The organism is Pseudomonas sp. ZT5P21 (assembly GCF_054897785.1).
In genome coordinates, this window is record NZ_CM142705.1 from 320,151 (window position 1) to 345,547 (window position 25,397).

Genomic DNA, 25,397 nt, shown 5'->3' on the forward strand with positions numbered 1-25,397 from the left:
TGCTCCATTGGGTTGAGTGAATCAGATGAAGTTGATTTCTTTGAGGTAGTCGCAGCCACGACGCAGCAGCGCCGGGGATTTTTTTGGGTAGCGCGCGCCCATCTGGCGCACACCGGCCTGGGCGTTGTCGTGGCCGATCATCGAGATGTCACCGATGTCTTCCTCGAAGCCGTTGAGGTAGAAGCCGAGTACACCGAACAGCGCGTTGTCGCTGTCGACCCGGCCCAGTTGCTGCTGCCAGTCGGCAACGCTGACCATGGAGAATGTCCGGCCGGCCTCACGGAAGGACGCGACGTAATCGTCCCAACTTAAGGGTTCGGGGTTGTGCAGGTTGAACACCGCTTTTTCCGCTGAATAGCGACTGGCGTGGAACGCGATGAAACGGGCGAGAAAATCCACCGGCATCAAGTCGAAATTCAGCGCGAACTCCGGCACCTGACCGAGCTGGATCGAGCCCTTGAGCATCAGCATCAACCGATTTTTGTGCGGTTGGCAGACACCGGTGAGGCTGTTGAAACTGATGTTGCCGGGACGATACACATTCACCCGAACCCCAAGCTCCCGCGCTCGTTCGAGGATCCGTTCGCCGACCCATTTCGACAGGTTGTAGCCATTCTTGATGTAGATCGGCGGGGTCTGCGCGGCGGGCAGTTCAAGCACCCGGCCGTCGTCGGATATCGAGCTCGACGCTGACAGTGTCGAAACGAAATTGAAGATCTTTTTACTGCGCCCTTCACACAGTCGCAGGCACTCGAAAATCGGTTCGACGTTGTCCCGCGCCAGCGACTCGTAATCGAGCACGTGATTGACGTTGGCGGCGTTGTGCACCAGCGCGCCGAACTCGCGATCAAGACGCTCGTAAACATCCATCGCGAGCCCGAGTGAGGGACGTGTGATGTCCGCCGCGTAAACCCGCACCCGGCTCAGATCCAGATGCTCCAGACGGTTTTCCCGCAACGCGTGAGCGAAGCGGTCTGCCGCCGATTGCCCGCCGCCATCGCGCACCAGACAAGCCACTTCGCTGGCACCCCAGGCCAGCAACGCCTCGACGATGTGCACGCCGACAAAACTGTTGGCGCCGGTGACGATCACCTTGTGCACATCACCCATGCGGCTCACCGGCAGCGGCTGCACCTCCAGTTCGCGGAAGGCATCGGCCATGGCTTGTTCGCTCAGTACTTCTTCGGTGCCGGAGCCGCGCACCAGCGTCGCCAGTTTTGCAATGGTGGGCAGTTCGATAAAGCGGTTGATCGAGATGCTGCGCCCGAACTCTTCACGCAGACGCAACAGCATGCGCGACAGCAGGATCGAGTGGCCGCCCAGATTGAAGAAGCTTTCGTCGGTAGAAATATCGCTGGCCGGCAACTCCAGCAGCTCGGCCCAGATCTCCAGCAGCAGCGCTTCATCGGCGTTGGCAGGCAAACGCCGCGACACGTTTTCGGCAATGCAGACGGGCAGTTTCAACAGGGCTTTGCGATCGACCTTGCCGTTGCTGGCGAACGGCATGCTCGTCAGTTCGGTCCAGGCGGTGGGCTGCATGTAGTCGGGTAAAAACCGAATGCCGTGCGCCTTCAGCGCTTCGCGCGCGGCGCCCGGTCGGGTTTCCTGAGGCTGGGCGAGGAAGGCAAGGATCCGCCGTTGGCTGTCGATCACCACCGCCACCTGGCGGTACAGCTGACTGTCGCGCAGGCAGCGTTCGATCTCTTCCGGCTCGACCCGAAAGCCACGAATTTTCACTTGGTTATCCCGGCGTCCGCACAGCTCGATGCCTGCGCGGGTCCACTTCGCCATGTCGCCGGTGCGATAGGCGCGCAAACGCTTACCGTTCGGCAGGCACAGGTTCAAATAGCGTTCGGCGGTGTGCTGCGGATTGTTTAAATAGCCCAGGCACACACCCGGCCCAACGATGTACAACTCGCCGACGGTCTGTTCGGTCACTGGCTTAAAATCCTCGTCGAGAATCAGCACCTGACTGTTGGCGATCGGCGCGCCGAGGGTACGATTGCTGTCGCCGGTGCGCAGTTGCCGCGCGGTGATCAGCACCGTGGCCTCGGTTGGGCCATACAGGTTGTACAGGTTGCCCTGACGGGTGAGTTGCTCGATGACATAGGGCTCACAGACATCGCCACCGGTCATCACGTGATCCAGTATCTGCAACTGATCCAGCGGCAGAATGCTCAGCAAGGCGGGCGGCAAAAACGCATGGCTCAACTGTTGACGCCGGATGAGTTCCACCAGTTGCAACGGGTCACGGCGTTGATCGTCGCTGGGCACGGTCAGCTCGGCGCCTTGGAGCAGCGTCGGGAAGATATCGATCAGCGACGAGTCGAAGCTCAATGATGAAAACTGCAATACGCGGCTCTGTTCGGTCAGTTGCACATAGTCGGCGTACCACGCGGTGAAATGCGCGAGGTTGGCCTGGCTGAGCAGCACGCCTTTGGGATGTCCGGTGGTGCCCGAGGTGTAGAGCGCCATGCACGGCGCATCGAGATCGGGGCGCCGGTGCATTAACGGGAGATCAAGGTCCACGTCCGCAATGTCGATGGCGCTGATGTTCAGACTGAGCCTCTCACCCGCGAGCGGATGCTCCCCGTCATGCAGCAACAGCACGGCGCCGGCATTCGACAGAATGTATTGCTGGCGCTGCAATGGATGGCTCGGCTCCAGCGGCAGGTACACCGCGCCGCTGCCGAGAATCGCCAATATCCCCGCATACAACGCGCAGCATTTTGGCAGGCAGATTCCGACCACCAGCGGCCCGTCGTGGTGTTCGAGCAACGGTTGCAGTCGCTGCTGAATGGCGCGGCTGTGAGCGTGCAATTGGCGATAGCTGAGGGAGGTGCCTGCAACGTTCAGCGCTGGTCTTTCGGCGGACTGAATGAGGCGCTGCTGAAGACGCTCAATCATCGGCACCTGAGCGAGTTGCAGCAGGCCGGGTTCAGCGGTCGCATTGAGACGGTGGACGAAGGCCAGGTTGTCTAAAAATGGCAGACTTTCCACCTGTTCGAAATGAACGGGAGTCGCAGGTGTAGCAAGCAGAAAATAGTCCGCATCCCGGGAAAAGCGACTGACCAGCAATGCTGCGTGATCCACCAATTCCGCCACCGCTCGCCGACGCAGCGCCTGACCGTTGCCCGAAGGCTCATCGGCAATCGGCACGCGCGTGAGCAGCGTCGAACCGTGCAGACACAGTAGATCCAGCGGCGGCAAACCTGAGTCACCTGGAACGCCGACACCCAAGCGCAATGTCAGTCGCGGTGTATCGCTCAACGGTTGAAACGGCAGACTGGCATCATCAATCAGCAGATCAGCATTGCCCGACGGCGGCTGGTCGAGGGCCGTCAGCCGCGTCAGTGAATGACCGTGTTGTTCAAGTTCCAGCGCCAGGTCGGTCAGGGCCTGGCTCTGCCCAATGAGCAGGATGTCGAGACGTCTCATGATGTGTCCCTCGTTAAACCAGGTAGTCGCTCAAGGCTGCTTGAACGCACGGCGAATCGAGCAGCGAACTGCTGTGGAAAAACCGCACGATGTTGGCGACCAGTGGGTGATGGCGGTTGATCGGGAAGGCCAGCCCCGACACTTCGCTCTTGAGAGCGCGGCGCGCGGTATCGCTGATCTGCAAAAACTCGATCAGGCGGAAGTCGAAGGATTTCTGAATGTCGTTGGTCAGATAATGGCCGATGAACACCGGCAGAATCTGCGCGATGCATTGACGGTCATCTTCGCTCGCGGTGTGCCAGTAGATGCGCACCATACGTGCCCAGAACCCGGAGTGCCGGCCCTCATCGAGCAAGTGATCGGCCATCAATCCCTTGATCGATTGCTTGACCGTATCGTCCTTGGCGAATGCCGCCACGTCGCCCGTCACGGTGTTCTCCGCGATAGCCACGCAGATCAATTCCACGGCGCTGCGCAAATGCTCCGGTGCCAGCGCCACGGCGGCCGGAATGGCGCGGCTAAGTTCGATTTCATCCGGCAACTCGATCGGCGTGATGCCGGTCATGGCGACGGTTTGCTGCATGAAATCCATTGCGACCAGCGCGTGGTAATCCTCGTCCACCACCACGGTCATGGCGTCGTAACGACAGGCGAACGGGAAGGCCACGGCAAAGCGGTTCTTGGCGATGCTGCGCGCGGTTTTGTCGACGATCTCGGTTTCGAAAATCACCACGTCGTTAATGAATTTGTAGAGCGTCTGCACCAGAGCGAAATCCCGTTGCTCGGGGCATTCGCGCAGAAAGGTTTCGCTCAACACCAGCGGTTGACGGCTGAGCGGGTAGATCAGCTTTTCGTCGTTTTCCAGCACGCGACGCGGGCGGGTGCGGATGGTCGCGTGGCTTTCCCAGGCATCGGCGAAGGATTGGTAGTCGGCGGCGTTCATGCGTTCACCTCCGCCACCGGTTCGCTCATGCTCAGGCGCAGGCCGTCCCATAGAGCGATGCGGCTTTCCACTGCCGCCAGGGCGCTGGCGTAGACGTCTGCTTCCCGCTGCGGATCGCCATCGACCAGCCGCGCGAGGAGTTTTTCCGCTGCCGGGCCATGATCTTCCGAATCGACTTCGATGTGCCGCTCCAGGTAGTAACGAAAGGTCGGCGCCTGTTCGATGCCGATGCCCCAATCGTCGAGAATGCGTTGGAACATCTGCGGAATGACGCTCTCGCGCCCGTGCAGAAACGCAGCCGCAACGCTGTGGCGTGGCGCATGCAGCGCGGTGTGCAGGGTGTGGCGCACGAATGTCGCAGCGGCCGGGTCGACGTCCACGCTTTGCAACGCCACGTCGTAACTCACGCCTTCTTGCTGCAAGGCTACGAAGCGCTCGACGGCAGCGGTGCTGGCACCCACTTCGCGCATCGCATCCAGATACAACTCGAAATGGCTGTAATGACCGTGGGCCGGACGATCATCGGACTCTTCACCTAGTACAATCTCGTTGATCAGTCGGGCAGCCTGCGGATCTTTCGGCGGCAGCCAGGGCAACTGAACGCAGGTCAGCTCCTGTTGAAGGCGCTTGGTCAGCGACATGAAATCCCACACCGCAAAAACATGGGTTTCCATGAAGCGTTGGAGCACCGAAAGCGAATGTATTTCAGAAAAAATTGGGTGAGCACTAAGTTCTGCTTTCTTCTGATTAAGACGGTCTTTAGTCAATTTCATGGCGAGCCTATAAGTGATCCGAAGTGGGGTGAGATCAATAAATGATGGGCGCTTAAAGTATTCTGACGACGAGCAAGTGCCTCAAATGAATTGATCGGTATTAGTTGCTTGTAGGTCGTGTTATTGCGAGCTTGCATCCGGTATCCAGTGGTGGCGGAGAAAAGCTAATACACGAATAAAGTTCCGGGCAAGTCATTTTTATACTATTTTTAAGTTTAACTTTCGCGGGCGCGACAAGTTCCTATAAGACTTTTGGTTTAAGTTTTATTTGGGCGTAGTTGCTCCTTCCGACTTATATAAGTCAAAATCGAAATAAAGAGTGAATGCCTCACTCGAGCAACTTTCTAAGGGTGATCGTTAGTGTGATTTAAGGGGTGGAAGTTGGCCGGGACGCCGATGCTTCCTTTCCCGTGACAAGACTCCTTCCGTAGGTTCTTGATGCGGGGACTGCGCCGCTCATGCGGTACGTCACCCGTTTATTATTTGGTGGCAGGCCAAGAGTGAGCGTAAATCAGAGCAGCCGCTATCTCCGACGCGTCATACGGTCGATGCAATTGTCTGGCTTGGAATAACGGACACGCAGGCGCGGCAAGCGCAGGCGAGCAGGTTGATCTGCTCGCTCCGGTTGCCGGTATGATTTATTTCGAGGTTTTTCTGCTTTGTGCTTCGGGGCTATTGAGGTAGCGCGTGATGACCTCGACGCCTCGGTTCAGGTGATGTTCGAGTAACTTCACCGAGCGCTCGATGGCGCGGTCTTGCACTGCGCGTAACAGCGCACGGTGATCTTCCTGTGACAGTTTGCCCAGGCCCATGGCTTCCAGGTTGAAGCGCAGGAAGCGTTCTTCTTCGTTCAACCCGTCTTCGACCAGTTTCAACAGCCGACGATTAGGTGCCTTGCAGTACATCGCCATATGAAACAGGCGGTTGAGCCGGCCGATCTCGGTGTAGTCGTGCTCCGTCTCCAGTTCGTCGATGTAGCGGGCCGCCCGCTCAAAGTCCTCGCTGGTGAGCAAAGGGATCGACCGGCGCAGTGCTTCGGACTCCAGCAGGATCCTCAACTCGTACGTTTCGGCGGCATCGCCCTGAACCAATGGCGCGACCACCGCACCTTTATGGGCGACCACATTAAGCAGCGCTTGCGCTTCGAGCTGGCGCAACGCTTCACGGACCGGCATACGACTGACCCCGAACAGGTCGGCCAGGTCTTGCTGGCGAAGGGCTGTGCCGCAAGGAATACGGCCGTCGAGAATGGCGGCGCGCAGGGTTTCCTCGATGACGGAGCGGGCCGCATGTGCGGGAATCGGACCGTTGACCTTGATGCTGCTGAGAGGGTTGGGTTTCTGTGTCACTACTACGCACCCTGATTGACTGAAAAAATTTGGATCCAAGAGGACACTAGTGACTGCCTGTCAGGTTGTCAAACACGCCAGAAAACAGCTCACACCCCAAAGTTTAGCGCGCTCCTGGTGATCTCACCGTGCCATTGTCTTTTTAACCGGCTACCCTTCACCATCATTCGATTCCACCTGCCTACCTGGATGCCTCGCATTGGCGGTACGTTTCGCGATCCCTCGGACTTTGCGCTGGCTGTGCTGCGCGTTGCTGCTGGCCGGTGTCATGCCGGGCGGTTTGCATGCCGACTGGGATTTTTCCCTGATCAGCCGCCAGGCGCAGGCATTGTACGGGCCATTGGGCACAGGGCAGCAGCGCATTGATGCCTGGCAGCAGTTGCTGGCCACGCGCAAGCAGATCAGCGAGCTGGAGCAGCTCAACGTGATCAACCTGTTCTTCAATAAACAGATGCGCTACGAAGAGGACATCGACCTGTGGCACGAGGTCGACTATTGGGAAACCCCGATCGAAGCCTTGTGGAAGGGCGCCGGTGACTGCGAAGACTACGCCATTGCCAAGTATTTCAGCCTGCGCCACCTCGGCGTTTCCAGCGACAAGCTACGCATCACCTACGTCAAGGCCGTTAGCCTGAACCGCGCGCACATGGTGCTGACTTACTACGCCAGCCCCGAGGCCATGCCGCTGGTGCTCGACAGCCTGATGGATGCGATCAAACCCGCCAGCCAACGAACCGATCTGCTGCCGGTCTACGCTTTCAATGCGCAAGGGCTGTGGTTGCCTGGTGCAAAGGGCAACAAAAAAGTGGGTGACACCAAACGCTTGTCCCGTTGGCAGGACGTGTTGAAGAAAATGCAGGCGGAAGGTTTTCCGGTCGAGACGATTAACTAGGAGCACGCGCTCAGATGTCTTTGTTCAAACAGCTGTTGATCGCAATCTGTCTGTTCCTGGTGGTCGCCTTCACCGGCAGCTTCATGGTCAGCCTCGAGAGCTCGCGCACCCAGTACGTCAACCAGTTGCGCTCCCACGCGCAGGACGCCGCGACGGCGCTGGCGCTGTCGTTGACGCCGAACATCGACGATCCGGCGATGGTCGAGTTGCTGGTCAGCTCGATTTTCGACAGCGGTTATTACGCGAGCATCCGCGTCGTCGATCTATCGGACGACAAGACTCTGGTCGAGCGCAGCGGTATTCCGGCGGTGAACAACGTGCCGGACTGGTTCGTCAAACTGATCGGTCTGGAGCCGGCGGGCGGCGATGCGATTGTCAGCCGTGGCTGGGAGCAGGCGGCGCGGGTCGAAGTGGTCAGCCACCCGATGTTCGCGCTGGCCAAGCTTTGGCAGAGCGCCTTGGGCAGCCTCGGCTGGCTGCTGCTCTGTGGCGCGGTGAGTGCGGCGTTGGGCGCGTTGCTGCTGCGCCGGCAATTGAAACCGCTGGACTACATGGTCCGGCAATCCCACGCCATCGCCCGCCGGGAATTCCTCAGCCTGCCTGACCTGCCGCGCACACCTGAATTGCGCCGCGTTGTGCAGGCCATGAACCAGATGGTCGAGAAGCTCAAGGCGCTGTTTCAGGAACAGGCCGAGCGCAGTGAAAAATTGCGCGACGAGTCCTATCTGGACACCTTGACCGGGTTGGCCAACCGGCGCTATTTCGAGATGCAACTGAATGCGCGGGTGAGTGATCCGGAACAGGCGAGTTCAGGTTATCTGGTGTTGCTTCGGGTGAGGGATCTCGCTGGATTGAATCAGCGTCTGGGCGGCCAACACACCGATGAATTGTTGATCGCGGTCGGCGAGCAGCTGTCCCGCGAGTGCGCCAAATACCCCGAAACGCTGAACCTCGTCACGCGGATCCGCGGCGGCGAATTCGCCGTGCTGGCGCCGGGGCTGGTGCACGCCGAAGCGTTGCAACTGGCGCAAAACCTCGACACTGCCTTAGCGAGCCTGCATGCGACCGGCGCCACCGATGTGGCCGCAGTGGCCTTCATCGGGCTGGCGCCATTTGTTTATGGCGACTCACCGCAAGCGGTACTCGGGCTGGCGGATCAGGCGCTCGCGGAGGCCGAAGGCCAGGGCGATTCGAGGTGGGTCTGCTTGAATCACACGGCGTCGGCGGACGTCGGCGATGATCATCATGCCTGGCACAGCTTGCTTGATGAGACGCTGAATCAGCGGCGGTTCGAGCTCTATTTCCAGCCGGTGGTGGCGAGCCAGGACACGACACTGGTGCTGCATTACAAAGTACTTTCCCGCCTGATCGACGAGCAGGGTCAGGCGATTCCTGCCGGTCGATTCCTGCCGTGGCTCGAGCGTTTCGGCTGGGCTGCTCGGCTGGATCGCCTGATGCTGGAGCGAGTGCTCGAGCAAATGGCCGATCATGAAGCATCGCTGGCGGTGAACCTGTCTTCGGCGACGCTGAGCAATCCGCAGGCGCTGGACAAAGTTTTCGATATTTTGCACGCGCATTCCAACCTCGGTCCGCGGCTGACCCTGGAAATCGGCGAGGAACAATTGCCGGAGCAAGCGAAGCTGGAAGAACTGACGCGACGCCTGCGAAAAATCGGATTTTCGTTAAGCCTGCAACACTTTGGTGGACGTTTCAGCATGATCGGCAACCTCGCGCGGCTTGGGTTGGCGTATCTGAAGATCGACGGCGTTTACATCCGCGCTATTGATGAGGAGGGTGACAAGCGTTTGTTTATCGAAGCGATTCAGCGTGCGGCGCACAGCATTGATCTGCCGTTGATTGCCGAGCGGGTCGAGACCGAAGGGGAGCTGTCAGTGCTGCGCGAGATGGGGGTTTATGGTGTGCAGGGGCGGTTGTTTGGGGAGCCGAAGCCTTGGGGTTAGGAACCCGAAACCCAGGCGCATTTACGGGCACTTTCGCGAGCAAGTCCGCTCCCACACTGGATCTCGGATTTAGGCAAATGCTGTGTTCGCTGAAGATCTAATGTGGGAGCGGGCTTGCTCGCGAAGGCGTCCGGACGGGCGACAAAAATGTTCAGGCCTAGATCAACCCCGACTCATCATCCCCGATCAGATTACTCAACCCACCCAACGCCTCCCGGGCCTGTGACCGGTCTATGAGTTTGGCCTGCGCAGCGGCCGGCAGGTCGGTGACGCGGATCACGCCTTTATCAGTCAGCACCTGAATCAAATCATCCAGTACCCGGATCATGTCCAGGTCGCTCTGCTTCAACTGCTTGAGCTGTCTGATTTGCTGCAGTTGCTTGTGGCTGGTGGCCATGACTTCGCTGGCGAACCAGGCCTGAAGATCCGGGTGATCGGCGGGCAGGCTTTCAGTGGATCCGGCATAGGCCTCGGCTTCCACGCGCATCAGTTGGCCATCTGCATTGCGTTGCACGTAGAACATCGAGCGTCCCTCAAGCGTTGAGCAGCGTCATCCTGTCAGCAGCATAGGCGAAATAAGCCATATGGTTATTCACTAACGGTATTTAAATTCAAGTTCTTATACCTATAAAGTCAGACTCCTGCGTACCTGCCGACCAATCGGCGCGCCGCACGACACGAACCAACACGGGACCTCCGTGAGTTTCTGATCGACGCGCGCGCCCTTGAGCGTGCCGTGCGTGGGAGTGATTTATGTCTGTCGTCTCTGCAACTCAAAGCATCGCGCCGCAAATTTTCGAGATCCGTCCGTTCAGCGGCGCCGTCGGTGCCGAAATCATCGGCCTCGACCTGTCCCGCCCGGTCAATGACCAGGACTTCGCCCGCATTCACCGCGCGCACCTGGATCATCACGTCGTGGTGTTCCGCGACCAGCGCATTACCCCCGAACAGCAAATCGATTTCAGCCGCCGTTTCGGCGTTTTGCAGATCCACGTGCTCAAGCAGTTCCTGCTGGCCGGACACCCGGAAATTCTCATCGTTTCCAACATCATAGAAAACGGCCAATCCATTGGCCTCGGTGACGCCGGCAAATTCTGGCACTCCGACCTCTCCTATAAAGAATTGCCAAGCCTGGGCTCAATGCTGCACGCCCAGGAATTGCCGTCCGAAGGTGGCGACACCTTGTTCGCCGACATGCACAAAGCCTGGGACAACCTGCCCGGGGCGCTGCGCAAAGCGGTCGAAGGTCGCTCGGCTGCACATTCCTACACCGCGCGTTACAGCGAGACCAAATTCGAAGGCAACTGGCGCCCGACCCTGACGCCAGAGCAACTGGCTCAAGTCGCCGAAGTCGTCCACCCGATCGTCCGCACGCATCCGGAAAATGGTCGCAAGGCGTTGTTCGTCAGCGAGGGTTTCACCACCCGCATCGTCGGTTTGCCGGAAGACGAGAGCAAGCAACTGCTCGATGAGCTCTACGCCCACAGCGTGCTGCCGCACAACATTTACCGCCACCGATGGCAGCCCAACGACCTGGTGTTCTGGGACAACCGCTCGCTGATTCACCTTGCCGCCGGATGCCCGAGTCATCTACGCCGCAAGTTGTATCGCACCACCATCCAGGGCGACGCGCCTTTCTGATTTTTCGGAGATTGAATCATGTCCAAACGTCTTCCCTTTGCACCGTTGGCTGCGGCTATCGGCCTGGGTTTCAGCCTGATCGCCGGCAGCCTGGTGGCGCCGACCGTGGCCCACGCCGAAGGTGAAATCCGCATTGCCGAGCAGTTCGGCATCGTTTATCTGCTGCTCAACGTGGTGCGCGATCAAAACCTGATCGAGAAGTACGGCAAGCAGGAAGGCATCGACATCAAGGTCGACTGGACGCAGCTTTCCGGTGGCGCTGCGGTCAACGATGCGTTGCTCTCCGGTTCAATTGATGTCGCTGGCGCCGGCGTTGGTCCGCTGCTGACCATCTGGGACCGCACCCACGGCAAGCAGAACGTCAAAGCCGTCGCTTCCCTCGGCAACTTCCCGTACTACCTCGTGAGCAATAATCCGAAAGTCAAAACCATTGCCGACTTCACCGAGCAGGACCGCATCGCGGTGCCGGCGGTGGGTGTGTCGGTGCAGTCGCGATTCCTGCAATACGCGGCCGCCAAGCAGTGGGGCGACAAGGAATTCAATCGCCTCGACAAGTACACCATCGCCGTTCCGCACCCTGACGCGACAGCAGCGCTGATTGCCGGCGGCACCGAGTTGACCGGGCACTTCTCCAACCCACCGTTCCAGGATCAGGCGCTGGCCAACCCGAACGTGCATGTGGTGCTGAACACCTATGACTTGCTCGGCCCGAACTCGCCGACGGTGCTGTTCGCCACGGAGAAATTCCGCAACGAGAACCCGAAAACCTACAAGGCATTCGTCGAGGCGCTGACCGAAGCCGCGCAGTTCGCGCAGAACGATAAAGGTGCCGCCGCCGATACCTACCTTCGTGTGACCAAGGCAAAAATCGATCGCGCTGCGCTGTTGAAAATCATCGATAACCCGCAGTTCGAGTTCAGCGTCACGCCGAAAAATACCTATCCGCTCGCCGAGTTCCTCTACCGCGTCGGCGCGATCAAAAACAAACCGGATTCATGGAAGGATTATTTCTTCCAGGACGCCAAACCGCTGCAAGGGAGCTGACCAACATGAACGCCCCTTTGCAAGGCCACACGGTCAGCAAATCGAACGCAGCAGCTCAGGCGCTGCTGTCGGTCGACAAGGTCAGCCTCGAATACCGCACGCCGCAGCGGGTGGTTCGGGCAACTCACCAAGTCAGTTTTGAAATCGATCCGGCGGACCGCTTTGTGCTGCTGGGGCCGTCCGGTTGCGGCAAATCCACGTTGCTCAAGGCGGTTGCCGGGTTCATCCAGCCTTGCGAGGGCGAGATTCGCCTGCAAGGGCAAACCGTCAGCGCGCCGGGGCCGGACCGGATTGTGGTGTTTCAGGAATTCGATCAACTGCCGCCGTGGAAGACGGTCAAGCAGAACGTGATGTTTCCGCTGCTGGCCTCGAAAACCCTTAAGCGTAAAGAGGCCGAAGAACGGGCGCTGCACTACCTCGACAAGGTCGGTCTGGCGGCGTTTGCCGATGCCTATCCGCACACGTTGTCCGGCGGTATGAAAGCGCGCGTGGCGATTGCTCGGGCGTTGGCGATGCAACCGAAAATCCTCCTGATGGATGAACCTTTCGCCGCACTCGATGCGCTGACCCGCCGCAAGATGCAGGAAGAATTGCTGCTGCTCTGGGAAGAAGTGCGCTTCACGCTGCTGTTCGTCACGCACTCCATCGAAGAAGCGCTGGTGGTGGGCAATCGCATTCTGTTGCTGTCGCCGCATCCGGGGCGGGTCCGGGCGGAAGTCCACAGCCATCAATACGATTTGCACAGCCTTGGCGGCGTGGCGTTTCAGGACTCGGCGCGGCGGATTCATCGCTTGTTGTTCGATGAAGGTCAGTCACCGGAAACCGAGCGTGAGCTGGATTTTTCCGACATTCGCATCGCTTACTGAGCCATTGAGAGGAGTGCCCGATGAGCCAGTTTTCATCTGCGCGTGAAGAGTTTGAAACCGTTTTGCAGCCATTGACCAGCGTACCGCTGGAGCGTGAATTACCCCTCGGTCAGCGTCTATGGCAACAGGGATGGGTTCGTAAAAGCCTGATACTGATTTTGCTTGCGGTGCTGTGGGAAGTGGTGGCCCGCATTCAGAACAACGACCTGCTGCTGCCGAGTTTTGTGCAAACCGCCAGCGCGCTGTACGGCGGCCTGCTCAGCGGCGAATTGCTGGAGAAAGTGTGGATATCCCTGGTGGTGTTGCTCAAGGGTTACCTGATCGGCATCGTGCTGGCATTCGCCCTGACCACGCTGGCGGTGTCGACGCAGTTCGGTCGCGATCTGCTGAGCACGCTGACCTCGATGTTCAACCCGCTGCCGGCGATTGCGCTGTTGCCGCTGGCGCTGCTGTGGTTTGGGCTGGGGCAGAACAGCCTGATTTTCGTGCTGGTGCATTCGGTGCTTTGGGCGTTGGCGTTGAATACCTATGCCGGGTTCCTGGGCGTCTCGGAAACCCTGCGCATGGCCGGGCGAAATTACGGTTTGAAGGGCATGCGCTTCGTGCTGTTCATCCTGATTCCGGCGGCGCTGCCGTCGATTCTCGCCGGGCTGAAAATCGGCTGGGCGTTCGCCTGGCGCACGCTGATCGCGGCTGAACTGGTGTTTGGCGCTACCAGCGGCAAGGGTGGTTTGGGTTGGTACATCTTTCAAAATCGTAATGAGCTGTACACCGACAAAGTGTTTGCCGGGTTGGCGGTGGTGATTTTGATCGGGTTGCTGGTGGAGAATCTGGTGTTTGATTCGCTGGAGCGGGTGACGGTTAAGCGGTGGGGGATGCAGCGTTAGATTCTGCTACGTCTGGTCTGGCCTCTTCGCGGGCTTGCCCGCGAAGAGGCCGGCCCGGCCAACACAAAAATTCAGTGTTTATGTATCCGTTGACGGTCGGTGTTGAGTGAAAGCAGGAAGACAAAAGTAGGAGCGGTCCTGATTTATTTGTGTGGGATTGGGGGGCACTGAACGGGCGTTAGTATTTTCCGCTTCCCCCCTGACCGCGACGGTGCTCCAGTGAACACTGAATCCTATGCCACCCCCATTTCGAGCCTTGAGGCGACCGAGCCTGCGCAGCCGACCTTTTATGTCGTGAGCCAACGCAAGTTCATATTGCTGTTCCTGACAACACAGGGCTGGTATTTGATTTATTGGTTTTATAAAAACTGGAAGCTTTATCGCGCGGCGACCGGAACAAAAGTAATGCCTATCGTTCGGACCATACTTTTGATTTTTTTCGTGCACTCACTGTTTACCCGGATTAATCGTCGCATCGTCGTCTCGGGCCAGCGGTATTCCTGGTATCCCCGCAGCGTTGCACTGGTTTTCATCTTCGCGTGCGTCTTAGGTGCAGGGCAAGTCTGGGTGTGGGAGCAATATTTAAAAACCGCGCTCGCGATGTTGTCATTGTTCTTGCAAACAGCGTGTTTGGTGTATGTGCAAACCGCAATCAACTATGGGGAAAGCGACGCCGAAGGTGTAGCCAACTCAAGGCTGACGTTTGCCAATGGCATGTGGGTTAGCTTGGGTTTGTGCATCTGGGCTCTGTTAGCGTTGGGCGTTTACACTGAGTTAGCGGGCATTGCTTATTAATCTTTCGACGACAAATCCGCCATCCCCTTGAGCAATTCAATTGGCAATGGAAATACGATGGTCGAGGTCTTGTCACCGGCAATCGAGCTCAGGGTCTGCATGTAGCGCAGTTGCATGGCGCCCGGCTGACGACCGAGCATTTCGGCGGCCTGCATGAGCTTTTCCGAGGCCTGCAATTCACCTTCGGCGTGGATGACTTTGGCCCGGCGTTCCCGTTCGGCTTCGGCCTGCTTGGCGATGGCGCGGACCATCGATTCGTTAAGGTCCACGTGCTTGATCTCGACGTTGGCCACTTTGATGCCCCAGGCGTCGGTCTGGGCATCGAGCACTTGCTGAATATCGATGTTCAACCGTTCGCGCTCGGCCAGCAGCTCATCGAGCTCGTGTTTACCGAGCACCGCGCGCAAGGTGGTCTGGGCCAACTGGCTGGTGGCCATGAGGAAATCTTCAACCTGGATAATTGCTTTCTGCGGATCGAGCACACGGAAGTACAGAACGGCGTTGACCTTGACCGAGACGTTGTCGCGGGTGATCACATCTTGCGGCGGTACATCGAGCACCACGGTACGCAAATCGACGCGAACCATTTGCTGCACCACGGGAATCAGCAGGATCAGGCCGGGGCCTTTGACTTGCCAGAAGCGGCCGAGCTGGAACACCACCCCGCGCTCGTATTCGCGCAGGATACGAAAAGTCGATCCCGCCAGCGCGATGACCAACAGCAGCAGCGCGGCAAAACCCAGTTGCAGACCCATGGTTATTCTCCACCCGGCGCCGCGTCAGCCGCGGCCACTTGCAGCAGTAATCCCTTGCGCGCCACCACCCGGACCCGTTGCCCGGTTTCCAGCGGCGTGGCGCTGAGGACTTGCCACTTTTCTCCTTGCAGGTGCACCCAGCCGTTGCAGGCATTGCCGGGCTGCAACGACATCACCGGAGCCACGCTGCCCACGAGCCCGGCATCGCCACTGACGGTTTGGCGCGGACGGGTTTTAAGGGCGTGGATCACCAGGAATATCAACAGCAGGGCGCTGATCAGACCCAGGCCGATCATCAACGGAACGGGCACTTCGGTGTTGCTCAGAATCACCGCGCCGACGACGAACATGACAATCCCGCCCAACCCGATGACGCCGTAATTGGGCAAGGCAGCTTCGGCGATCAGAAATGCGATGCCGAACGTGATCAGCCAGATCCCGAGGGGGTTGGAAACCAGCACGATGGTGTCGGCCGCGAACGCCGATCCGCTCAAGGCCAACAGCAACGCCACTGCACAGCAATGAGTGTTCACGTGACCCTCCTTGTAGGAGCGAGCTCGCTCGCGATGAGCCTGAGAACACCGCGCTGATACAGACAGCCTGCGTTACCGTTAACGCCCATCGCTCTACTCAGTCTAGTCGAGCTGTGGATTGTACGAATTTTGCTCAGTTGTCGACGATGTTCCAGTGGGCAGATTTCCCGCGCGGTGGCGTCAGCGGGCCTAGACTTTCCAGTGGAGAAAACGTTTATCCATTGCCCGCGAACGTTGCTGCGGACACCGAGGTGCATCATGCGTATGGCAAGAACCGTGCAGAGCAGCCTGGAAAAGGCGCGCTGCGAATTTGATATCGTCACCCACCCACATTCGGCCAGCAGCCTTGAAACGGCGCGGGTTGCCGGCATTCCTGCCGAACGGGTGGCCAAGTCGGTGATCCTCGACGATCACCATGGTCATTACCTGATGGCCGTGCTCCCGGCGAGTCGTCACCTGGACCTGAGCAAAGTGCGCAGCAGCGGCGAGTGGCAGATCACCCGGGAAAGCACCCTTGCGCGTCTGTTCGAAGACTGCGAACGCGGCGCGGTGCCGGCGTTGGGTGAGTCCTATGGCATGGACATGGTCATCGATCCGATGCTCACCCGGCAGAATGACATCTACCTGGAGGCCGGTAACCACAACAACCTGCTGCATATGAGCATGCCGGAGTATCTGAAAATGGTGCCGCATGCCGAGGTGCGTGAGTTGAGTCATTGAGTTTTTGGGCGTCAGTTTTGACGCCTTCGTCGGCATGCCGCCCAGGCCAAGCCTCGCTCCTACAATGGACCGCAATTCCCGTGTAGGAGCGAGCGGGCGGCGATCCGACTTGCCCGCGAATGACTGCGCAGTAGTCACCCATCATTCAAAATTCCCAAGGAGCAAAACATGCAATCCCCAACCCACAGCCTCCCTTCCCTGTTCAAACAACTCGGCCTGGACAGCGATCCGGTCAGCATCGACCAGTTCATCGCCACCCATTCACCGCTCAAACCGGAATTGCACCTGGCGGACGCCTTTTTCTGGACCCAGAGTCAGGCATCGCTTTTGCGCGACGAGATTCTGGATGATGCGGATTGGGCGGAGGTGGTGGATCAGTTAGACGTGCTGCTTAGAAAGGGGCGAGGGGTGTAAATGATCTGTAAGCTCGAATTCCTGCCGCCAACACGCAAGTTGCCATGAGCCAGATCGATTTGTTTCTGGCTCTGGGCGGTGGCTGGGAAAGCGGACGAACGCAACCCACGAACCCCGGCAAACCCTGAGGCCGTTGCTATGCTTTGATGTGTTGGGCTGACGCACCACGAGCCACGCCAGTCCACGGATCAAGGCTCGCGTTGGTCATGGGGACTCTAATAATGAAAAACCCTTATGCTCTCGGCTTCTGGTGCGCTATTGCGGCATTGGTGTTGCTGTCGGCCACCTATTTCTACGGCATCATGCTGGCCCATCAGATCGACAAGGCGCTGGTGTTCCTCGACAGCGCGATCGCGCTGATCGCCGTGATGGCTATCGTCGTGGTGGCCTGGGCTTCTCTCCAGGGCCAACGCATCAAAAAAAGACAACTCGAACAAGGCAAGACCCTGGTGCTGATCTGGGACACCAAGGTCGCTTTGCGTCGGGTCGAAACGGTGTTCGATCGTTACTTTTGGGGTAGTTACTGGCAACCGGGGCGCACGTTCCAGGAAGTCATGGGCGAACTCACCGGCACGCCGCTGGAAAAAAGCCTCGAAACGCTGAAGAAGCAATGTCTTGAGCTGGACAAGCAAATGGCCGAGGACGACTGGCATTGGCTGAACAACGCCCGAGAACTGTCCGATGTTGCTACCGCCATGGCCCGCGAGCGCTATCAACTGGACTTCTGCGACCCGCGCGCGGACGTGGCGGGCGGGGCGGTGATCAATCGGGATTTTGAAGTGCTGGTGTATACATGGACGGCACGGATGAAGAGCTTTGATCATCAGCTGGATGAGATTGAAGTCCAATACTCCTGATTCTGCGTCGTCAGCTCTGTCGCCTTCGCGAACAAGCCCGCTCCCACAAGGATCACGCCGAACCTGTGGGAGCGGGCTTGCTCGCGAAGGCGATGGTTGAACACTGAAACTCTCAAACTCTCCCCGCGGTCCATAGACACTCTTTAACCTTTAAACATTGGGCCACCCGGTGCGCCCAGTGCTAATCTCCATCGCACTATCAGCGCAGTCGTGACCGAACCCGTCACGGGTTCAAGGAAGACGACTTCAAACAACGGACATTGATCGGGTCATTCATGAATAAATCAGCAGGCGTGTTTCTTGGGATTGTGGTGGCCATCGGTGCAATCAGCGCCGGCGGTGCCTGGTACACCGGGACGAAGCTCGAAGGGGTGCTGAACACTTCGATCGCCGACGCCAACAAGGAACTGCAAGCCGCGCTGGTCGGCGCCAACGGCACCGCGTCGCTGGAGCTGGTATCGCTTGAGCGCCACGTGTTCAGCAGCACGGCGCACTACCGCCTCAAGGGCGAGGGCGAGATGTTCGGCGAAGCGCCGGCCGAATTACTCTTCGTCGATCACATTGAACACGGCCCGCTGCCGTTCTCGCGTCTGGTGTCGCTGAAGTGGCTGCCGGTCATGGCTACCAGTCATTACCAGCTGGAGAAAACGCCGATCACCGAGAAGTGGTTCGCCGCCGCCAAGGACAAATCGCCGCTCACCGGCGTGGTCAATATCGGCTACGACAACGCCACCAACGGCACCCTCGAATTGCTGCCGCTGGACGTAGCGCTGGATGACAAGTCCCACCTGAAGTTCTCCGGTCTGAACCTCGACGTCGCGGCCAACGCCCAGGCGCAGAAAGTCAAAGCCAACGGCTACATGGACCACTTCACGCTGACCACCATCGATGAAAACCAGGCACCGGTAAAAGTCGAATTGAACGGCCTTACCCTCGCCAGCAACCTGGTGAAAAGTACCTATGGCTACTACACCGGCGAGAACACCGTCGAACTGACCGACAGCAAAACCACGTTCGGCGCGCAACAGTCGGTGTTGGGCATCAAGAAATTCGAAATGAAAAACCAGACCGAGGAAACGGGCACCAACGCTTCCGGACGTGCCGATTACAAAATCGGCGAAGTGTCCCTCAACGGCAAGACGGTCGGTTCCGCGAAGTTGGCCATGAGCCTGAAGAACCTCGACATTCCGGCGACGATGTCGTTGATGCAGATTTATCAAACCAAACTGCAGCCGTACGAAAAAGCCGCCGCCGAGGCTGCTGCTGCCGGTGAGCCGGCGCCAGAGCTGGTCTTGACCCCTGCCGAGGAAGCACAGGTGAAAACCGGTCTGGAGAAACTGCTGGCGGCCGGTCCGCAGGTCGCTCTGGAAAACCTGTCGTTCACCACCGCCAACGGTGAAAGCCGCGTCAACCTGGTGCTAGATCTGACCAAACCACAATCCATGGACCTGCCGCCAGACCAATTGACCAGACAGTTGATCGCGCTGCTGGACCTCACTATCAAAGTGTCCAAGCCGATGCTGGTTGATTTACTCAGCGTCCAGGGGCAAATCGACGGTCAGACCGACGCCAAGGTCATTGCCGATCAGGCGACTGCCACCGCTGACATGTTCGGCGCCATGGCAGTCGGCACGCAGTTCGCCAAAGCGGACGGCAATGACATCGTCACCAAACTGCATTACGCCAACAATCAGGTGGAATTCAACGGCCAGAAAATGACCGTCGAGGAATTCATCGGGTTCATCATGAGCAAGCTCGGTGGTGCTGGCGTCATCCAGTAACGCTTAGACGTCCCGAATCAGCCGCCATGCCTCGTCAACAGGCAGCGGCTGTTTCATCCGCTCGGCCAGCATCGCCATCGCCCGCTCTTCATCGCAGGCGACGGCGGCGGATACCACACCGTTCTTGCCGAACAGACCGATAAAAGGTGGATGGTACGGATCGCCCTTGAATTCGACCTCGTCCCAGGCTTCGGCGTGACCGAGGTAGTCGTAGTTTTTGCCAAAGTGGTAAGTCCAGAAGTACGGTACATCCAGGTAATGCTCGTCACCGCCCAGCATATTGGACGCCGCAATTCGCGCGTGCTGTTGCGCCAGCCGCCAATGCTCGATCCGCTGTGGCTGGCCGTTGAGCGGGAAGGTCGCGATATCACCGGCCGCCCACAGCCCTTCGGTCACGCGCATCCCGCCGTCGACCTTCAATGAATGGTCTTTTTCCATGGGCAGTCCGGTATACGGCTCTGTCGCGGGGCTGACACCAATACCGACCAACACCAGGTCTGCTGGCAAACGCTGGCCGTTTTTCAGTTTCACCGCTTCAACCCTGTCGGTGCCCTCAATCTGCGCGGCTTCGCTGTCGGTCATAAACACAACACCGTGAGCCACATGCCGGGCAAGAATCGCTTTGCCGACGGTTTCGCCGAACTGTTTGGCGAAGGGCACCACGTGGCGCGCCAGAACAGTGACGTCCAGACCGTACTCGCGCAGGGCCGCAGCGGACTCCATCGCGATAAAGCTGTCACCGATGATTACTGCACGATGGCCGGGTTGGGCGGCGGTCAGAATCTTTTGTGCCTGTTCCTTCGAGCGCAGCAAGAAAATCTGCGGCAGGTCGGCGCCGGGCACCTCGAGAGGTTTGGGTGTGCCGCCAGTGGCCAGCAGCGCGGCGTCATAGGTCAGTGTCTGGCCGTCCTTGAGTCGCACTGTGCGGTTCTGTGTATCCAGGCTCGCCACTTCGCCGTTGACTCGATCGATGCGTTGTTCGCGATAAAAACTTTCATCACGCAGCGGCGGGACTTCCTCTGGCGGCATCTCCCCGGCGAGCACGAATTTGCTCAACACGGTGCGGTCGTAACCAGCGTCAGATTCGCGGTCGATCAGCAGCACGCGGCCGCCGAAACCCTTTTCGCGTAACGCCGCCGCACCCGCCGTGCCTGCGGCGCCGGCACCGATAATCACAAACGTACGGTCATCATCGGCCGGCGGGGTGTGAGCATCCGGAAGCGGATTTTCGTCGACCCAGACTTCGTCTTCACGCATTTCCAGCGGATAGCGCTTGAGGCTGTCCAGCGACGGTGGTTCGCACAAGGCGCCATCTTCAATCCGATACGCGGCCTTGTGCCATGGGCAAATCAGCCGCCCGTGACACAGCGCGCCTTCGGCGAGCGGCGCTCCCGCGTGCGGGCATTCGCCCTGATAGGCGCGCAATTGATCGCCGACCCGCAGCAAGACGATTTTAGTGTCGCCAATCCGGACTTCCAGGCCACGGTTGTCGGGCACGTCGGCAAAACGGGCGACGCGGTGCAGTGCCATGATCGCTCTCCAGGTAGCGTTTCACTTAAGAGTTTGGCGCTTATCCCGAGGTTCAGCCAATTCCCACTGCCACCGCACGAACGGTCCGGCTATAGTTTGCACGCCGACCACGGCCCCACCCGCACAAGGTGCTCCGGTATGACCCGATTGACCTCTCTGAACCCTTGGCTGGCGGCCGTCGCCGTCGCGCTTTGCGCGCAGTTTCCGGCGCAGGCCGCAGAACGCTTCACCGTCAGCATGCCCGGTGTGACGGACAACCGCCTGTTCACGTCGGTAGCGGCAAGCGATGCCAGCGGCTGCGGCGGCAAGAACCAGTCCCCGGCCCTGAGCTGGACCGCCGCACCGGCGGGCACCTTGAGTTACGCCATCGTTATGCACGATCCGGACGGACAGAAAGGTTTGGGCGTCGATCACTGGATTCACTACGGCATCAAATCCACGACCCGTCAGATTCCGGCTGGTGTGGGCGCCAAATCCGCCCTCGAAGGTGTGAGTGGCAGCAACAGCAAAGGCACCACCGGCTACATCGGTCCTTGCCCTCCGGTCGGCGACAGCTCTCACCACTACATCATCCAGCTCTACGCCCTCGACCTCGCCCCGGACGCCTTGCCCGCCGGCCTGACCCGCGCGCAGTTGCTGGAAAAAATCAAAGGCCATGTGCTGAAAAACAGCAGTGTAGTGCGGCGTTATCATCGCTAAAGTTTTTTTCAGCGGGGTTAACCCGAACCGGTTGGGCTGCCCGTCTCAGAGGATGAATGGATCAATTTCCTCCTGAGGTCAGCCCCCAATTTGGCATCCACCCCTGAAAGCGCGCACTATCGACCCATAGCCGATGCTTTGGAGGATGCCGTGGCAAAAAAAATCGACCGCATCGCCCAAATGCTCAACTGCTCGGAAAAGGGCGAGGAACTGCGGCGAGCAATTACCGAGAGTCGTAAGGAGTTTCTTCTGGCTAAGCAGGCAGAAGCAGCGCCGGAGGAAGACGTTCTTGATGAGGAAGAAATCGAGGGCGACGAGGATGATGAGTACGACGAGTTTGATTGGACCACTGAGTGACGTTCTCTGGTGGAATGACCTCCTGTAGGAGCGAGCCGGTCAGTGATTTTGGGGTTGTTTAAAAGGGCTTTGATTTACTTCCTGCAAGCTACAAATTCTTGCGTCGTTGCCTACGGCTAAGCCAGAATCCGCCGGCTTGTGCGCTTTGGGAACGGTCTGTAATTTGAATCCCATCACTGGTCGTCAGTGATCGGGTTTAGCAGCCCGCCGTAGTTAGTGAAGTGCATAGCATCCTCGTCGGTCAGGTTCCTAACCTGCACGTTATGGCAGCTGTGCGTGGGGCGCCCTCGGGCGCGCCGGTTTGCTAACTCCCCGGTCTGCTAACCCGCGCACAGCCGCCACCCATCGTTTAGCAGCGACGTGTGAACGGCTCCACTTCTGGAGTTAGTCAGATGTCCAAAATAGTCCCCGACCCACCAGTCACCGAACCAGAGCAACCTAAACGCAAAGGCTCGCTCTTCACCGTCAGCCCCAACATCAACACCGAAGCCCTGCTCGCCAACGTCTCGGAAGACCTGCTGTCGATCAGCGCCATCGCCGCCGACCTCGCCGACGATGTGGACGGTTCGCGCCGCTCCAAAGCCTTGGCGCTCAGCCGCATGGCCGATGGCGTGCATTTGTTGGTCGAACGGGCGCTGGATCACCTGGATGAGCCAGAGATGGCGGCGATTTTCGCCAGGCAGCAAAACCAAACCGCTGACGCTTAGGCGCCGGCCACAAAAAATGGGCGCCGGATAATTGTGGTGAGCCGGCTCTGGGCGGCGTTCCGACGATGGTCGTAAACGATAACGCGGGCAGCTTGAATGCCCGCGTTGCCCGGGCATCGCCATCTTGCGGCTGACGTTGCGCGAACCCTCGATTTGAACCGTCGGGACTGTACCTCGTCTAGTTCCACTATTAATCCCTGCTATGCCCGCACACCGATGAATAGCTCCAATTCCTTCGGGAATGACTGGTGTATCGCAATTTCTATTTGTTGGACCTGCCCGCCGGTTAATGGAAGCTCGCCATCAGCTTCGGCTGCTAAGCAATGCCAGCCCAATACGTCCATAACGGCTTGCTCAAACTCGGGACTTACGTCGAGCTCAAATTTGATCAAATCGTCTTCGTTGTCGCCTGCAAGAAAGCCCGTGATCTCTAAAAACATCAAGCAGAACAGGACAGTTGAAAGATGAACTCAGGGCTATTGAAGGTCTTTCCAATCATGCCTTCAAGACAACTAACTTGCTCTGGCGATATCTCATATTCATAAATGGCATCTTCCGGCTCACGCCAAGCCATCAGCTCTGCCAATGTCGCGAACTGGTCAGCAGGGATTTCAATGCTGAAAACCAATTGCTCGGTTTTCTTGTCGAATGCAAGAATTTCATGTTGCATTTTTGGGCTCCTTTCAACTTACTTTGGCGAAGTTCGGCCTGGCTCGGCGTCCTTTTTGCGTTCTCCCGTTTCAGGGTCCAGGTGCTCCAGATCGGGCGCCGTGACTGCCTCCAGCGGCGCACCTGCTCTCACCCCCGGTTAGTCAATGTTGCAGGTGAGCTGAAAAATATGATCGTTATCGTAAAATTGCCTGCGGGCTAATGCCTCAATGGCTGTCGCTTGTTCTGCGCTCAAGTTATAGCCTTCATCGCCACGCTGGGGCATTGTCCAACCCATGACTGCCGCCAGCTGGGTCTCACAACCTTCAGGCAGGTCGATTTCAAAAGCCAGAAACTCGGTGTCTTTGTCGAAAGCTTCAATGATGTATTTCAAGGTTCCACCTCTCGGGTATTGTCCGCTTCTTTGGTTTGCTCGCCTGTATCGGGGTCGAACTCCCCGAGGTGCTTCCCACGCTTGTTGTACTTCTCAACGGCCCCGTGCTGGCTATCCCATTCAAAAATAGTCCCGTCCCTTGTCTTCCATCTTTTTCGTAGACCTCCCCCGCCTTTTATGGGCGTTTTACGAGGGGTAATCCGGGCATCAGGAAAAGCCGTTAGTCCTTTGGGAGCTGGGTGATAGTTGTGATCGCCACCGATAGGTCGTGCAAACACCACATACATCGACTTCAACCCAGTGTCCGCTGGGAACACCAGAATACAGTCGTCAGTGGTGATGTCTTCACCGGGGAGGCCATCGATCTGACTGTCCGTGTTGTCCGGAATCGGATGGACCAGGATGGTGCCAAGCTGTTCGCCGCTGTTGTCGGGGTAGATCAGCGGGGGCATCTGTCCCAGTGGCCCGCGCTGGGGCGTCCACAAGATAGTGATGCCATTGAGCTTGGCCTCCAAGGCGGTTTTATCGGCGTTCCACGTGGCTTGCACCGTGCGCACCGTGTCGTCCCCTGATGCGGTGGTGTGGATTCCGTAGACCTGTAGTGCGCCCTCGGCATCGCCACGAAACTGAAAACGTACGCGGGTAGGTGCATGGGTCATGCTGCGCAACTGATTGTCGGAATGGAGGGTGCCGTCGCCCATCTGAGTTGGGAGCATGCCGAGTATAAAAACACTGGCAGGCCCGCCAGCACCCCGAATCGCCCAGTTAAGACGCTGCTGCAGGATGCCGCCACCGGCCATTCGACCTAGTGCCAGATCGGCGCCGAAGGCCGCCGCTACGGCGGTGCTGGCGGACGGAAAAAGCATGGCGCCCGCGACCATCACCTTGCCGAAGTTCGAAGCAGGCTCCGGAGCGGTGCCGGCGTCGGTGCTACACCAGTTATCCGGGGTACAGGATTTGGCAAAGACCTGATCGTCGCGAGGCTTGGCCTGTGGCCATGGATCTTTTGGCGGGATGTAGACTGGTTCAGGCGCTGGCGCTGATCTAACCATGAGGCCACCGCCTGAGCTGGCAAAGCGTTCCTTTACCAACAGCAATTCACCCTTGCGGACGGCCTCGACAATCTCGCTGTCGCTGCTGATGCGGGAATGACTCCCAAAATTAGCGAGTCCCCCAATGCTATGGCGACCTCGCGCCAACGCGTTCTTTACCAATTGGGCGGCAGTGGCGGGGTTTTCGGTCTGTTCGAGGCCCTTGTCGACATTCCTTATCAAGTGCATGGCGTTCCCTTGGTTAAGTCCTCGGGGGGCATTCTGAAGAGCGTGAAGCGCGCCGGGCAAAAAACAGTTTTGCGGGATTTGTCTGAATGGGGGGGTGTTGAGTAGCGCCCCCTGACGACAACGCCCACAAAAA

At 58.6% G+C, this 25,397-nt stretch carries 26 protein-coding genes; 14 read left to right on the forward strand and 12 right to left on the reverse strand.

The features are described from left to right. Positions 1–21 precede the first annotated feature (21 nt). The 4 genes from ACYZT9_RS01515 to ACYZT9_RS01530 all read right to left on the reverse strand — a co-directional run bounded on the left by ACYZT9_RS01515 (position 22) and on the right by ACYZT9_RS01530 (position 6,503). Positions 22–3,438, reverse strand: a complete 3,417-nt coding sequence (locus tag ACYZT9_RS01515; protein ID WP_462008241.1) for an amino acid adenylation domain-containing protein — start codon at positions 3,436–3,438, stop codon at positions 22–24. A 13-nt stretch (positions 3,439–3,451) separates the two neighbouring features. After that, the gene (locus tag ACYZT9_RS01520; protein WP_462008242.1) at positions 3,452–4,381 is read right to left on the reverse strand and encodes a diiron oxygenase; all 930 of its coding nucleotides are present in this window, start codon (positions 4,379–4,381) and stop codon (positions 3,452–3,454) included. After that, a complete protein-coding gene (locus tag ACYZT9_RS01525; RefSeq protein WP_462008243.1) occupies positions 4,378–5,154 on the reverse strand; it encodes a DUF3050 domain-containing protein in 777 nt (258 codons plus the stop codon). The genes ACYZT9_RS01520 and ACYZT9_RS01525 overlap by 4 nt, the downstream gene beginning before the upstream one ends. 638 nt (positions 5,155–5,792) lie before the next feature. Beyond that, positions 5,793–6,503 carry a GntR family transcriptional regulator gene (locus ACYZT9_RS01530; RefSeq protein ID WP_462008244.1) on the reverse strand — a complete coding sequence of 237 codons (711 nt, stop codon included), beginning with the start codon at positions 6,501–6,503 and terminating at the stop codon, positions 5,793–5,795. A gap of 199 nt (positions 6,504–6,702) precedes the next feature. Here ACYZT9_RS01530 and lapG point away from each other — a divergent pair, with 199 nt between their 5' ends. After that, on the forward strand, positions 6,703–7,395 hold the full coding sequence (gene lapG / locus ACYZT9_RS01535) for a cysteine protease LapG (protein WP_462008245.1): 693 nt from the start codon (positions 6,703–6,705) through the stop codon (positions 7,393–7,395). 14 nt (positions 7,396–7,409) lie between these two features. Further along, the gene (lapD, locus tag ACYZT9_RS01540) at positions 7,410–9,356 is read left to right on the forward strand and encodes a cyclic di-GMP receptor LapD (protein WP_462008246.1); all 1,947 of its coding nucleotides are present in this window, start codon (positions 7,410–7,412) and stop codon (positions 9,354–9,356) included. A gap of 157 nt (positions 9,357–9,513) precedes the next feature. Here lapD and ACYZT9_RS01545 read toward each other — a convergent pair whose 3' ends face one another. Then, positions 9,514–9,879, reverse strand: coding sequence for a tryptophan synthase subunit beta (locus ACYZT9_RS01545; RefSeq protein ID WP_462008247.1), 366 nt, complete (start codon positions 9,877–9,879; stop codon positions 9,514–9,516). A gap of 230 nt (positions 9,880–10,109) precedes the next feature. Between ACYZT9_RS01545 and ACYZT9_RS01550 the strand changes: the two genes are divergently transcribed. The 5 genes from ACYZT9_RS01550 (at position 10,110) to ACYZT9_RS01570 (ending at position 14,589) form a co-directional block, all read left to right on the forward strand. Continuing rightward, on the forward strand, positions 10,110–10,997 hold the full coding sequence (locus ACYZT9_RS01550) for a TauD/TfdA dioxygenase family protein (protein ID WP_462008248.1): 888 nt from the start codon (positions 10,110–10,112) through the stop codon (positions 10,995–10,997). 18 nt (positions 10,998–11,015) lie between these two features. Further along, on the forward strand, positions 11,016–12,041 hold the full coding sequence (locus ACYZT9_RS01555; protein WP_462008249.1) for an ABC transporter substrate-binding protein: 1,026 nt from the start codon (positions 11,016–11,018) through the stop codon (positions 12,039–12,041). A 5-nt stretch (positions 12,042–12,046) separates the two neighbouring features. Further along, positions 12,047–12,907 carry an ABC transporter ATP-binding protein gene (locus tag ACYZT9_RS01560; RefSeq protein ID WP_462008250.1) on the forward strand — a complete coding sequence of 287 codons (861 nt, stop codon included), beginning with the start codon at positions 12,047–12,049 and terminating at the stop codon, positions 12,905–12,907. Positions 12,908–12,927: 20 nt separating this feature from the next. After that, on the forward strand, positions 12,928–13,794 hold the full coding sequence (locus tag ACYZT9_RS01565; protein ID WP_462008251.1) for an ABC transporter permease: 867 nt from the start codon (positions 12,928–12,930) through the stop codon (positions 13,792–13,794). 219 nt (positions 13,795–14,013) lie between these two features. After that, positions 14,014–14,589: a hypothetical protein gene (locus ACYZT9_RS01570; RefSeq protein WP_462008252.1), complete on the forward strand. Its 576-nt coding sequence runs from the start codon at positions 14,014–14,016 to the stop codon at positions 14,587–14,589. Here the strand turns inward: ACYZT9_RS01570 and ACYZT9_RS01575 are convergent. Further along, positions 14,586–15,344: a slipin family protein gene (locus ACYZT9_RS01575; RefSeq protein WP_462008253.1), complete on the reverse strand. Its 759-nt coding sequence runs from the start codon at positions 15,342–15,344 to the stop codon at positions 14,586–14,588. The two genes, ACYZT9_RS01570 and ACYZT9_RS01575, sit on opposite strands and share 4 nt — an antisense overlap. Before the next feature lie 2 nt (positions 15,345–15,346). Next, a complete protein-coding gene (locus ACYZT9_RS01580) occupies positions 15,347–15,877 on the reverse strand; it encodes an NfeD family protein (protein WP_462008254.1) in 531 nt (176 codons plus the stop codon). Positions 15,878–16,135: 258 nt separating this feature from the next. Here ACYZT9_RS01580 and ACYZT9_RS01585 point away from each other — a divergent pair, with 258 nt between their 5' ends. The 4 genes from ACYZT9_RS01585 to ACYZT9_RS01600 all read left to right on the forward strand — a co-directional run bounded on the left by ACYZT9_RS01585 (position 16,136) and on the right by ACYZT9_RS01600 (position 19,649). Further along, positions 16,136–16,597: an aminoacyl-tRNA deacylase gene (locus ACYZT9_RS01585; RefSeq protein WP_462008255.1), complete on the forward strand. Its 462-nt coding sequence runs from the start codon at positions 16,136–16,138 to the stop codon at positions 16,595–16,597. A 168-nt stretch (positions 16,598–16,765) separates the two neighbouring features. Beyond that, entirely contained in the window at positions 16,766–17,011 is a 246-nt protein-coding gene (locus tag ACYZT9_RS01590; protein ID WP_462008256.1) for a DUF2789 domain-containing protein, read from the forward strand. A gap of 221 nt (positions 17,012–17,232) precedes the next feature. After that, a complete protein-coding gene (locus ACYZT9_RS01595) occupies positions 17,233–17,868 on the forward strand; it encodes an NADH:ubiquinone oxidoreductase subunit N (protein ID WP_462008257.1) in 636 nt (211 codons plus the stop codon). Positions 17,869–18,143: 275 nt separating this feature from the next. Continuing rightward, entirely contained in the window at positions 18,144–19,649 is a 1,506-nt protein-coding gene (locus ACYZT9_RS01600; RefSeq protein WP_462008258.1) for a YdgA family protein, read from the forward strand. 3 nt (positions 19,650–19,652) lie between these two features. Here the strand turns inward: ACYZT9_RS01600 and ACYZT9_RS01605 are convergent, their stop codons facing one another. Beyond that, positions 19,653–21,179, reverse strand: a complete 1,527-nt coding sequence (locus ACYZT9_RS01605) for an FAD-dependent oxidoreductase (protein WP_462008259.1) — start codon at positions 21,177–21,179, stop codon at positions 19,653–19,655. Positions 21,180–21,317: 138 nt separating this feature from the next. On the opposite strand from ACYZT9_RS01605, the gene ACYZT9_RS01610 reads away from it, so the two are divergent. From ACYZT9_RS01610 to ACYZT9_RS01620, 3 genes are all read left to right on the forward strand, one after another. Further along, complete coding sequence (locus ACYZT9_RS01610) at positions 21,318–21,878, forward strand: YbhB/YbcL family Raf kinase inhibitor-like protein (protein ID WP_462008260.1); 561 nt, start codon at positions 21,318–21,320, stop codon at positions 21,876–21,878. A 90-nt stretch (positions 21,879–21,968) separates the two neighbouring features. Next, complete coding sequence (locus ACYZT9_RS01615) at positions 21,969–22,235, forward strand: hypothetical protein (RefSeq protein ID WP_462008261.1); 267 nt, start codon at positions 21,969–21,971, stop codon at positions 22,233–22,235. Positions 22,236–22,627: 392 nt separating this feature from the next. Continuing rightward, a complete protein-coding gene (locus tag ACYZT9_RS01620; protein ID WP_462008262.1) occupies positions 22,628–22,942 on the forward strand; it encodes a DUF6124 family protein in 315 nt (104 codons plus the stop codon). 200 nt (positions 22,943–23,142) lie between these two features. On the opposite strand, the gene ACYZT9_RS01625 is transcribed toward ACYZT9_RS01620, so the two are convergent. The 4 genes from ACYZT9_RS01625 to ACYZT9_RS01640 all read right to left on the reverse strand — a co-directional run bounded on the left by ACYZT9_RS01625 (position 23,143) and on the right by ACYZT9_RS01640 (position 25,264). Then, the gene (locus ACYZT9_RS01625) at positions 23,143–23,382 is read right to left on the reverse strand and encodes a pyocin S6 family toxin immunity protein (RefSeq protein WP_462008263.1); all 240 of its coding nucleotides are present in this window, start codon (positions 23,380–23,382) and stop codon (positions 23,143–23,145) included. Further along, the gene (locus ACYZT9_RS01630) at positions 23,382–23,612 is read right to left on the reverse strand and encodes a DUF7683 domain-containing protein (protein WP_462008264.1); all 231 of its coding nucleotides are present in this window, start codon (positions 23,610–23,612) and stop codon (positions 23,382–23,384) included. The genes ACYZT9_RS01625 and ACYZT9_RS01630 overlap by 1 nt, the downstream gene beginning before the upstream one ends. Positions 23,613–23,750: 138 nt before the next feature. Next, positions 23,751–23,984, reverse strand: coding sequence for a DUF7683 domain-containing protein (locus ACYZT9_RS01635; protein WP_462008265.1), 234 nt, complete (start codon positions 23,982–23,984; stop codon positions 23,751–23,753). Further along, the gene (locus ACYZT9_RS01640; RefSeq protein ID WP_462008266.1) at positions 23,981–25,264 is read right to left on the reverse strand and encodes a colicin E3/pyocin S6 family cytotoxin; all 1,284 of its coding nucleotides are present in this window, start codon (positions 25,262–25,264) and stop codon (positions 23,981–23,983) included. The genes ACYZT9_RS01635 and ACYZT9_RS01640 overlap by 4 nt, the downstream gene beginning before the upstream one ends. Positions 25,265–25,397 lie beyond the last annotated feature (133 nt).

Bases quoted from the DNA above. Each gene is read 5' to 3' on its own strand.
- ACYZT9_RS01585 (WP_462008255.1), top strand. From the start codon at position 16,136: ATGCGTATGGCAAGAACCGTGCAGAGCAGCCTGGAAAAGGCGCGCTGC.
- ACYZT9_RS01555 (WP_462008249.1), top strand. From the start codon at position 11,016: ATGTCCAAACGTCTTCCCTTTGCACCGTTGGCTGCGGCTATCGGCCTG.
- ACYZT9_RS01550 (WP_462008248.1), top strand. From the start codon at position 10,110: ATGTCTGTCGTCTCTGCAACTCAAAGCATCGCGCCGCAAATTTTCGAG.
- ACYZT9_RS01590 (WP_462008256.1), top strand. From the start codon at position 16,766: ATGCAATCCCCAACCCACAGCCTCCCTTCCCTGTTCAAACAACTCGGC.
- ACYZT9_RS01545 (WP_462008247.1), bottom strand. From the start codon at position 9,879: ATGTTCTACGTGCAACGCAATGCAGATGGCCAACTGATGCGCGTGGAA.
- ACYZT9_RS01600 (WP_462008258.1), top strand. From the start codon at position 18,144: ATGAATAAATCAGCAGGCGTGTTTCTTGGGATTGTGGTGGCCATCGGT.
- ACYZT9_RS01560 (WP_462008250.1), top strand. From the start codon at position 12,047: ATGAACGCCCCTTTGCAAGGCCACACGGTCAGCAAATCGAACGCAGCA.
- ACYZT9_RS01575 (WP_462008253.1), bottom strand. From the start codon at position 15,344: ATGGGTCTGCAACTGGGTTTTGCCGCGCTGCTGCTGTTGGTCATCGCG.
- ACYZT9_RS01610 (WP_462008260.1), top strand. From the start codon at position 21,318: ATGACCCGATTGACCTCTCTGAACCCTTGGCTGGCGGCCGTCGCCGTC.
- ACYZT9_RS01630 (WP_462008264.1), bottom strand. From the start codon at position 23,612: ATGCAACATGAAATTCTTGCATTCGACAAGAAAACCGAGCAATTGGTT.
- ACYZT9_RS01595 (WP_462008257.1), top strand. From the start codon at position 17,233: ATGAAAAACCCTTATGCTCTCGGCTTCTGGTGCGCTATTGCGGCATTG.
- ACYZT9_RS01565 (WP_462008251.1), top strand. From the start codon at position 12,928: ATGAGCCAGTTTTCATCTGCGCGTGAAGAGTTTGAAACCGTTTTGCAG.
- ACYZT9_RS01625 (WP_462008263.1), bottom strand. From the start codon at position 23,382: ATGTTTTTAGAGATCACGGGCTTTCTTGCAGGCGACAACGAAGACGAT.
- lapD (WP_462008246.1), top strand. From the start codon at position 7,410: ATGTCTTTGTTCAAACAGCTGTTGATCGCAATCTGTCTGTTCCTGGTG.
- ACYZT9_RS01640 (WP_462008266.1), bottom strand. From the start codon at position 25,264: ATGCACTTGATAAGGAATGTCGACAAGGGCCTCGAACAGACCGAAAAC.
- ACYZT9_RS01520 (WP_462008242.1), bottom strand. From the start codon at position 4,381: ATGAACGCCGCCGACTACCAATCCTTCGCCGATGCCTGGGAAAGCCAC.
- ACYZT9_RS01605 (WP_462008259.1), bottom strand. From the start codon at position 21,179: ATGGCACTGCACCGCGTCGCCCGTTTTGCCGACGTGCCCGACAACCGT.
- ACYZT9_RS01620 (WP_462008262.1), top strand. From the start codon at position 22,628: ATGTCCAAAATAGTCCCCGACCCACCAGTCACCGAACCAGAGCAACCT.
- ACYZT9_RS01515 (WP_462008241.1), bottom strand. From the start codon at position 3,438: ATGAGACGTCTCGACATCCTGCTCATTGGGCAGAGCCAGGCCCTGACC.
- ACYZT9_RS01525 (WP_462008243.1), bottom strand. From the start codon at position 5,154: ATGAAATTGACTAAAGACCGTCTTAATCAGAAGAAAGCAGAACTTAGT.